The organism is Streptomyces sp. MB09-02B (assembly GCF_033794485.1).
Classification (GTDB): Bacteria; Actinomycetota; Actinomycetes; order Streptomycetales; family Streptomycetaceae; genus Streptomyces.
This window is the reverse complement of the sequence record NZ_JARGEE010000399.1, coordinates 1-8,123: the sequence shown is the minus strand read 5'-3', so window position 1 is coordinate 8,123 and position 8,123 is coordinate 1. Positions and strand designations below refer to the sequence as shown.

At 72.0% G+C, this 8,123-nt stretch carries 7 protein-coding genes; 5 read left to right on the top strand and 2 right to left on the bottom strand.

Going from position 1 to position 8,123, the window contains the following annotated elements:
* Nucleotides 1-510, bottom strand: a 510-nt coding sequence (locus P1P70_RS35855) for an acyl-CoA dehydrogenase family protein (RefSeq protein ID WP_319245245.1), incomplete at its 3' end; no start/stop codon positions are given.
* 164 nt (nucleotides 511-674) lie between these two features.
* Here P1P70_RS35855 and P1P70_RS35850 point away from each other — a divergent pair.
* From P1P70_RS35850 to P1P70_RS35830, 5 genes are all read left to right on the top strand, one after another.
* On the top strand, nucleotides 675-2,306 hold the full coding sequence (locus P1P70_RS35850; RefSeq protein WP_319245242.1) for an AMP-binding protein: 1,632 nt from the start codon (nucleotides 675-677) through the stop codon (nucleotides 2,304-2,306).
* A 15-nt stretch (nucleotides 2,307-2,321) separates the two neighbouring features.
* On the top strand, nucleotides 2,322-3,152 hold the full coding sequence (locus P1P70_RS35845) for a PaaX family transcriptional regulator C-terminal domain-containing protein (protein WP_319245240.1): 831 nt from the start codon (nucleotides 2,322-2,324) through the stop codon (nucleotides 3,150-3,152).
* An 84-nt stretch (nucleotides 3,153-3,236) separates the two neighbouring features.
* A complete protein-coding gene (locus P1P70_RS35840; protein ID WP_319245239.1) occupies nucleotides 3,237-4,133 on the top strand; it encodes a sulfotransferase in 897 nt (298 codons plus the stop codon).
* Nucleotides 4,115-4,540 (top strand): hypothetical protein, encoded by a 426-nt coding sequence (locus P1P70_RS35835; protein WP_319245237.1) that lies wholly within the window; start codon nucleotides 4,115-4,117, stop codon nucleotides 4,538-4,540. Before P1P70_RS35840 ends, P1P70_RS35835 begins: the two co-directional genes overlap by 19 nt.
* The gene (locus P1P70_RS35830) at nucleotides 4,537-5,781 is read left to right on the top strand and encodes a glycosyltransferase family 4 protein (RefSeq protein ID WP_319245236.1); all 1,245 of its coding nucleotides are present in this window, start codon (nucleotides 4,537-4,539) and stop codon (nucleotides 5,779-5,781) included. The genes P1P70_RS35835 and P1P70_RS35830 overlap by 4 nt, the downstream gene beginning before the upstream one ends.
* A gap of 13 nt (nucleotides 5,782-5,794) precedes the next feature.
* Here P1P70_RS35830 and P1P70_RS35825 read toward each other — a convergent pair.
* Nucleotides 5,795-8,123, bottom strand: a 2,329-nt coding sequence (locus P1P70_RS35825; RefSeq protein ID WP_413471624.1) for a bifunctional salicylyl-CoA 5-hydroxylase/oxidoreductase, incomplete at its 5' end; no start/stop codon positions are given.

Below are 8,123 nucleotides of genomic sequence, written 5' to 3'. Positions count from 1 at the left end.
GCCCGCGTCCGGGGTGGTGCGGACGAAGACGGTGTAGAAGTCGGCCTCGGGGGCGTTGGAGATCCAGCACTTGTCGCCGGTGAGCCGCCAGCGGCCGGGGCCGTCGGGTTCCGCGCGCAGGGAGAGGGCGGCCGCGTCCGAACCGGCGCCCGGCTCGCTGAGCGCGAAGGCCGCGACCGCGTCGCCGTCGCTCACCCGGGGCAGCCAGCGGGCCCGCTGCGCCTCGGTGCCGTGGGCGTGCACCGGGTGGGCGCCCAGCCCCTGGAGGGCCAGCGCCGTCTCGGCCTCGGTGCAGACGTACGCCAGGGACTCGCGCATCAGACAGAGGTCGAGCGCGCCCGAGGTGAACAGCCGGGAGAGCAGCCCCAGTCGGCCCAGTTCGGCGACGAGGGGGCGGTTGACGCGGCCGGGTTCGCCCTTGTCCGCCAGGGGGCGCAGGCGTTCGACGGCCAGCGTGCGCAGCTCGGCGCGCCAGGCGAGTTGTGCTGGTTCGAGCGAGAATGCGGTCATTGCCCGTCCCTTCTCCCCCTGGGGGCCACTGCCGAGGCTATCGCGAAGTGTTGACTGCCGTCACCAAGGCGATACGCTCGCTGGTGCGAGCCCACCCACGCCATGCCAGTCCGGCACTCCGTGCGAGCCCACTTCGGCAGGGACCACAGCAGGGGGCGAACGTCATGAACTCCAGGGTCACCGCTCATGTCGACACCTTCGCCCGGGACTGCCTCCCGCCGCCGGACCAGTGGCCCGAGCTGTCGTTCGACCTCCCCGAGCTGCGCTATCCGGACCGGCTCAACGCGGCCGCCGAGCTGCTCGACTGCGGCGAGCCCGGGCGTCCCGTGTTCCGCACGCCCACCGGGGAGACCTGGACGTACGGCGAACTCCGTGACCGTGTCGACCGGATCGCCCACACCCTCACGTCCGCCCTCGGGGTGGTCCCCGGCAACCGGGTCCTGCTGCGCGGGCCCAGCACGCCCCTGCTGGCCGCGTGCTGGCTCGCGGTGCTCAAGGCCGGGGCGGTCGCGGTGACGGTGCTGGCGCAGCAGCGGCCGCAGGAGCTGGCGACGATGTGCGAGCTGGCGCGGGTGTCCTTCGCACTGTGCGACCTGCGGCACGTGGACGACCTCGTGAAGGCGGACGTCCCGGGGCTGAGGGTCACCACCTTCGGCGGGGACGGGCCCGACGACCTGCTCGGGCTGCCGTCGGGGGACGGGGCGCGAGGGCCGTACAAGGCGGTGGACACGGCGGCCGACGACGTGGCGCTGATCGCGTTCACCTCCGGGACGACCGGGCGCCCCAAGGGGTGTGTCCACTTCCACCGGGATCTGCTGGCGGTCGCGGACACCTTCTCCAGGCATCTGCTGCGGCCCCGGGCGGACGACGTGTTCACGGGTTCCCCGCCGCTCGGCTTCACGTTCGGCCTGGGTGGTCTCGTCGTCTTCCCGATGCGGGCCGGCGCCAGTGCCCTGCTGCTCGAACAGGCGGGCCCGAAGCAGCTGCTGCCGGCGATCGCCGAGCACCGGGTGTCGGTGCTGTTCACCGCGCCGACCGCCTACCGGGCGATGCTGGGCGAGCTGAACGGGGCGGCCGGCCCCGGATCCGACGGCTACGACATCTCGTCGCTCAGGCGGTGTGTGTCGGCGGGCGAGAACCTGCCGGAGGCCACCTGGCGGGCCTGGCACGAGCGGACCGGGCTGCGGATCATCAACGGCATCGGCGCGACCGAGCTGCTGCACATCTTCATCTCGGCGGCCGACGACGCCGTACGGCCGGGGACGACGGGTGTGCCCGTGCCGGGATGGCGGGCGCGGGTGCAGGACGCGGAGGGGAAGCCGGTGCCCGACGGGCAGCGGGGACTGCTCGCGGTGCGCGGCCCGGTCGGGTGCCGCTATCTGGCGGACGAGCGGCAGCGGGAGTACGTGCGCGACGGCTGGAACCTCACGGGTGACACGTACATCCGTGAGCCGGACGGGTACTTCCGCTATGTCGCGCGCGCCGACGACATGATCATCTCGGCCGGGTACAACGTCGCGGGCCCCGAGGTCGAGGAGGCGCTGATGCGCCATCCGGACGTGGTGGAGACGGCGGTGGTGGGGCGGCCGGACGAGGCGCGCGGCCAGGTCGTCGTCGCGTACGTGGTGGTCGCGGCGGGCGCGCGCCGGGGCGGCGAGGCGCTGCGCGCGTTCCTCACGTCGCGGCTGGCACCGTACAAATGCCCGCGCGAGTTCGTGTTCCTGGACGCGCTGCCGCGCACGGCGACCGGCAAACTCCAGCGGTTCCGGCTGCGCACCCTAGGTGACCAGCAGTGATGCCGACGACCTAAAATGATCAACGTGTCCGAACAGCACGCACCACGTTCGCTCATCGTCACCTTCTACGGCGCCTACGGCCGTTCGGTGCCGGGCCCCGTGCCCGTCTCCGAGCTGATCCGGCTGCTCGCCGCGGTCGGTGTCGACGCGCCCTCCGTCCGCTCCTCGGTGTCCCGGCTGAAGCGGCGCGGCCTGCTGCTGCCGGCCCGCACCGCGACGGGCGCGGCCGGGTACGCCCTGTCGGACGACGCGCGCCGGCTCCTTGAGCACGGCGACCGGCGGATCTACGCGACGGCGCCCGAGCGGGACGAGGGCTGGGTGCTGGCCGTGTTCTCGGTGCCGGAGTCGGAGCGGCAGAAGCGGCACGTGCTGCGCTCCCGGCTGGCCGGGCTGGGCTTCGGCACGGCGGCGCCGGGCGTGTGGATCGCGCCGGCCCGGCTGTACGAGGAGACCCGGCACACCCTGACCCGGCTGCGGCTCGACCCGTACGTGGACCTGTTCCGGGGCGAGCACCTGGGGTTCGCGGCGACCGCCGAGGCGGTGGCGCGGTGGTGGGACCTGGCGGGGATCGCCAAGCAGCACGAGGAGTTCCTCGACCGGCACGCGCCCGTGCTGCACGACTGGGAGCGGCGCGAGGAGACCCGGCCGGAGGAGGCGTACCGCGACTACCTGCTGGCCCTGGACTCCTGGCGCCATCTGCCGTACGTCGACCCCGGGCTGCCCGCCGAACTGCTGCCCGCCGACTGGCCCGGGGTGCGCTCGGCGGCCGTGTTCCGGGCACTGCACGGGCGGCTGAGGGACGTGGGGGCCATGTTCGTGGAGGCGCCGGAACGTAAGGGAACGTAAAGACCTGCAACAATCTCGCTCGCTCAGGGAACCCTCAGGTTCCTACTTCAGTCTTCTCAGAATCTCTACTTACCATCCTGTCGCATGAGCCTCATGCGCAACCTGAACCGTGCCCTCACCGCCACCACCGGCCTGCACGTACGCAGGGCCGCCCCGGTCGCGCCCGCCGCACCCAGGGCCACGGCGCCGAAGCAGGCCGCGAAGAAGCCCACGGCGGTGTACCGATGTCCGGCCCCCGAGGACCTCGCCACGGACCGGCTGCTCAGGCGGCCGGTCTTCATCATGTCGCCGGTGCGCTCGGGCTCCACCCTGCTGCGGATGCTCCTGAACGCGCACCCCCGGCTGCACTCCCCGCACGAACTGCACATACGCCGCCTGGAGGTCGGCTACGGCAGCAAGCTCTCCCGGAAGGCCATGAGCGCCCTCGACCTGGAGCGCGGCGACCTGGAGCACCTGCTGTGGGACCGGGTCATGCACCGCGAACTGGTCAGGTCGGGCAAGGACTTCATCGTCGAGAAGACCCCGAGCAACGCCTTCGTGTACGAGCGCATCCGGGACTGCTGGCCCGACACCCGCTTCGTCTTCCTGCTGCGCCACCCGGTCTCCATCGCCCGGTCCTGGCACGAGGGCGACCCCGACAAGCGCACCTACGACGAGGCCGCCGCCGACGCGCTGCGCTACATGAGGGCCGTCGAGAGGGCACGCGAGGGCACCACCGGCGGGCACACCGTGCGCTACGAGGACATCACCGCCGACGCCGAGAAGGTGCTGCGGGGGCTGTGCGCGTTCCTCGGCATCGACTTCGCGCCCTCCATGCTCGACTACGGCAGGAAGGACGACGCACAGGTCGCCAAGGGCCTCGGCGACTGGCGGGACAAGATCCGGACCGGTCAGGTGCAGTCCGGACGGGCGCTGCCCACCGACGACGACATCCCCGACCTGCTCCGGCCGATGTGCGAGGCATGGGGTTACAGCAGGTGAAGCCGCACGCCGAGATAGCCGAGGTGTGGCCGCGCGACGGGCACATCAGACTCGTCGGACGCATCCACGGGGCCCCGGCGGACGGGGCCTGGCGCCTGCTCCTCACCCGCCGCGCGCACGTCGGCCGGACGCTGCGCTACGCCGCCGACGTCGAGGGCGACCGTTTCGAGACCGAGCTGCCCGTCGGCGACCTCACCGCCGACGACTACGCGCCCGTCGAGGAGTGGGACGTCCACCTGACCGACGGTGAGGTCGAACTGCGCGCCGGGAGGCACCTCGACGACGTGCGGGGCAAGAAGAAGATCTTCGTGTATCCGGAGCAGCACGTCGGGGACCTCCGGGTGCGGCCCTACTTCACGATTCTGGACAACCTGTCTCTGGAGTGCCGCACGGGAGGCTCCGCATGACCCACCCTCGACCGCTCCCGCAGCGTCCCCGCATCCGCTACCTGCTGCTGCACGCGTACGGGCGGGGCGGCACCGTCCGCACGGTGCTGAACCAGGCCAACTCCCTGGTGGCAGCGGGGTGGACCGTGGAGATCGTCAGCGCCCTGCGCCGCCGCGACGACATCCGGTTCCCGCTCGACCCCCGGGTGCGGGTCTCCACGGTCGTCGACCTGCGGGAGGGTGCCCACACCCCGCCGTCCGGTCTCGTCGCCCGCTGGCGCGACCGCAGGCGCGGCGACCTGCTGGAGGCGCCCGCCCGGCACATCCCGAAGGGCGAGTTCGGCTACCGCTACTTCAACCGGTACGTCGAGGACCGACTCGTCGCGTACCTGCGGTCGTTGACCGACGGTGTCCTCGTCACCACCCGGCCCGCGCTGAACTTCCTGGCCGCCGAGCACGCCACCGGCGGTGTGGTCCGGGTCGCCCAGGAGCACATGAACCTGGGCACCCACAGGCAGGACGTGCGGCGGCGCATCCAGGAGACCTACCCGCGCTTCGCGGCGGTCGCCGTGCTCACCGAACGCGACCGCGAGGAGTACGCCGAACTCCTGCCCGGGACCAGGGTCGTCCGTATCCCCAACGCCGTGCACTCCCTCGACCAGGTCCCCGCCGACCCCAGATCGAGGATCGCGGTGGCGGCCGGCCGGCTCCTCCCGCAGAAGGGCTTCGACCTGCTGATACCGGCCTGGGCGAAGCTCGTCGAGAGGTACCCCGACTGGCAGTTGAGGATCTACGGCAGCGGAGAGAAGAAGCCGGAACTGCGCCGCCTCATCGACGAACACCATCTCTACAACCACGTCTTCCTCATGGGACACACCGACCGCTTGGACGACGAACTCGCCAAGGCTTCCTTCTACGTGCTCAGTTCACGCTTCGAGGGACTGCCGATGGTGGTGATCGAGGCGATGAGCCACGCCCTGCCCGTGGTGAGCTTCGACTGCCCGACCGGCCCCGCCGACGTACTGACGCACGGGGTGGACGGGCTGCTCGTCCCGTCCGAGGACCCCGACGCGCTCGCCGAAGCCATGGCCAGGCTGATGGCCGACGAGGTGCTGCGCGCCGACATGGGCGTGGCCGCGGTCCTCACGGCCGCCTCCTACGGCCCGGACTCCGTCCACCACCGCTGGGAGTCCCTCTTCACCTCCCTCCACGAGCAACGGCACGGCATCGCCGCCGTCGCCGCGAATGGAACCCCCGCATGACCACCTCGTCTGCCTAGGACAGGGTGAGCCGGGGTTTCGGGGCGTCGGTGCGGCCCGTGTTGGGGCGGCGGCTGCCGGCCCGGTACGGGGCGGGCCAGGGCGCGCCCGGTCCCTCGTAGCCCTGTTCGGCGGCCGCGTGGAGGGTCCAGTGGGGGTCGTAGAGGTGAGGGCGGGCCAGGGCGCAGAGGTCGGTGCGGCCGGCCAGGATCAGTGAGTTGACGTCGTCCCAGGAGGAGATGGCGCCGACGGCGATCACCGGCACCCCGACCTCGTGCCGGATGCGGTCCGCGTACGGGGTCTGGTACGAGCGGCCGTACTCCGGCTGCTCGTCGGCGACGACCTGCCCCGTGGAGACGTCGATCGCGTCGGCGCCGTGCGCGGCGAAGGCACGGGCGATCGCGACGGCGTCGTCGGCGGTGGTGCCCCCGTCCGCCCAGTCGGTCGCGGAGATACGGACGGTCATGGGACGCTCCTCCGGCCACACCGCCCGTACGGCGTCGAAGACTTCGAGCGGAAAGCGGAGCCGGTGGTCGAGGGAGCCGCCGTAGCGGTCGGTGCGGCGGTTCGTCAGCGGTGAGAGGAAGCCGGAGAGAAGGTAGCCGTGGGCGCAGTGGAGTTCGAGCAGGTCGAAACCGCTGCGGGCGGCTCTGCGGGCGGCTGAGGTGAACTGCTCGCGGATGTCGGTGAGTTGGGCGCGGGAGAGTTCGCGCGGCGTCTGGCTGCCCGGCTTGTACGGGAGCGGGGAGGCCGCCGCCAGGGGCCAGTTGCCGGTGTCCAGGGGCTCGTCGATGCCCTCCCACATCAGTCTGGTCGAACCCTTGCGGCCGGAGTGCCCCAGTTGCACGCCGATGGCCGTGCCCGGCGCCCGCTCGTGCACGAAGGTCACCGTGCGGCGCCAGGCGTCGGCCTGCCGGGTGTTCCAGAGCCCGGCGCAGCCCGGGGTGATCCGCCCTTCGGGGCTGACGCACACCATCTCGGTCATCACGAGTCCGGCGCCGCCGAGGGCCCGGGCGCCGAGATGGACGAGATGGAAGTCGCCGGGGACGCCGTCGGCCGCCGAGTACATGTCCATCGGGGAGACGACGACCCGGTTGCGCAGGGTCAGCCCGCGCAGCCGGAAGGGGGCGAACATCGGGGGCGTGCCGGGCGGGCAGCCGAACTCCCGCTCCACCGCACCGGTGAAGCGCGCGTCGCGCAGGCGGAGGTTGTCGTGGGTGACGCGGCGGCTGCGGGTGAGGAGGTTGAAGGCGAACTGCCGGGAGGGCTGGTCGAGATGGAGCCCGATGTTCTCGAACCACTCCAGACTGGCCCGTGCCGCGCGCTGGGTGGAGGCGACCACCGGGCGCCGTTCCTCCTCGTACGCCCTCAACGCCCGCTCCAGATCGGGCTGTTCCTCCAGACAGGCGACCAGCGCCAGCGCGTCCTCGACGGCCAGCTTCGTACCGGAGCCGATGGAGAAGTGCGTGGTGTGCGCGGCGTCGCCGAGCAGGACCAGGTTGCCGTGGGACCAGCGCTCGTTGACGACCGTGCGGAAGGTCGTCCAGGTGGAGTGGTGGGAGCGCAGGGGCCGGCCGCCGAGCGCGTCGGCGAAGAGTTTCGCGCACCGTTCGACCGACTCCCGCTCGTCCGCCCGGTCCAGCCCGGCGGCCCGCCACACCTCCTCGCGCATCTCCACGATGACGGTGGACGCGCCGAATTGATCCTGCGGCCCGGAGGGCCTCGTTGAGGGGTGGTGGTCGGGTGACGGGCGGGCGTACGGGTAGCCGTGGAGTTGCGCGACGCCGTGCTCGGTCTCGGCGATCTCGAAACGGAACGCGTCGAAGGCGAAGTCGGCGGCGAGCCAGATGTAGCGGCAGCGGTGCGTCTCGACGGTCGGCCGGAACACCTGCGCGTACGCCTCACGGGTCGCGCTGTGCACGCCGTCCGCCGCGATGACCAGGTCGTACGTCTCGCAGAGCCAGGACGGGTACGGGGCCTCCGTGCCGAAGCGGAGGTCCACACCGAGGGCGCGGCAGCGGGCGTGGAGGACCTGGAGGAGGGTACGGCGGCCCAGGGCGGCGAAACCGTGTCCTCCGGAGGTGTGGCGGGTGCCTCGGTGGACGATGTCGATGGCGTCCCAGCGGGTGAAGTGCGCTTGCAGGGCCTCGTAGACGGTCGGGTCGGCGTGTTCTATGCCCCCGAGGGTCTCGTCGGAGAGGACCACGCCGAAGCCGAAGGTGTCGTTCGGGGGGTTGCGTTCCCAGACGGTGATTTCGCGGGTGGGGTTCAGGCGTTTGAGGAGGGCGGCGGCGTAGAGGCCGCCGGGGCCGCCGCCGATGATCGCGATACGGGTGGGGTGGGTG

What these genes read in the sequence shown, in the direction of transcription:
- P1P70_RS35850 (WP_319245242.1), top strand. Translation starts at nt 675, where the DNA reads ATGAACTCCAGGGTCACCGCTCATGTCGACACCTTCGCCCGGGACTGC.
- P1P70_RS35845 (WP_319245240.1), top strand. Translation starts at nt 2,322, where the DNA reads ATGATCAACGTGTCCGAACAGCACGCACCACGTTCGCTCATCGTCACC.
- P1P70_RS35840 (WP_319245239.1), top strand. Translation starts at nt 3,237, where the DNA reads ATGAGCCTCATGCGCAACCTGAACCGTGCCCTCACCGCCACCACCGGC.
- P1P70_RS35835 (WP_319245237.1), top strand. Translation starts at nt 4,115, where the DNA reads ATGGGGTTACAGCAGGTGAAGCCGCACGCCGAGATAGCCGAGGTGTGG.
- P1P70_RS35830 (WP_319245236.1), top strand. Translation starts at nt 4,537, where the DNA reads ATGACCCACCCTCGACCGCTCCCGCAGCGTCCCCGCATCCGCTACCTG.